Here is a 684-nt window from a genome sequence, read left to right on the forward strand (position 1 = left end):
CTCGTGCCTTCCCTCTTGCACGAGGCGATTATCGAGCTCTTCCGCAACCGGCCGCTCCTCGCGGCGGAGCTGATCCACGAGGCCCTGCACGTCCCGCTTCCTCCGTTCACGGAGGCTCGGATTGCCTCGGCAGACCTGACGAACATCATCCCGCGGGAGCTGCGGGCGGATCTGCTGGTCCTGCTCCTCGAGGATGAACCCGTCCTGGTCATCATCGTCGAAGCTCAGCTCCAGTGGGATGCGGACAAGCCGTTCGTCTGGCCTGCGTATGTAGCGGGGGCGAGGGCGCGTTATCGGTGCCCCGCGTGTTTGCTGGTGGTCACGCCCGACGCGGGGCTGGCGTCGCGTCTTTCCCAGCCCATCGTGCTCGGCCCTGGCCAGGCGTCGATCACGCCGCTGGTCCTTGGGCCTGAGGGAGTGCCGGTGGTGAAGGAGATCCATGAAGCGAAGGAAAGGCCGGAGCTGTCGGTTCTCTCGGCGCTGGCGCACGGACGAACCGAGGGAGGGGTCTCCATCGCGGTGGCGGCCCTGGCAGCGAGCGCGGGTCTGGATGCGGAGCGTGCGAAGCTTTACGCGGATCTCGTGCTATTTTCCCTGGGCGAAGCCGCCCGCATGGCCCTGGAGCAGCTCATGAGCATCCCGAACTACGAGTACCAAAGCGAGTTCGCCCGCAAGTACGTGCAG

1 protein-coding gene is annotated in these 684 nt (G+C 66.2%); it reads left to right on the plus strand.

Annotated features, from left to right (window positions below; translation table 11 throughout):
• Positions 1-684: hypothetical protein (locus tag QHF84_RS50170; RefSeq protein WP_281320792.1), on the plus strand; the 684-nt coding region annotated here is incomplete at both ends.

The sequence above is a fragment of the Polyangium sp. y55x31 genome, assembly GCF_029946505.1.
Classification (GTDB): Bacteria; Myxococcota_A; Polyangia; order Polyangiales; family Polyangiaceae; genus Polyangium.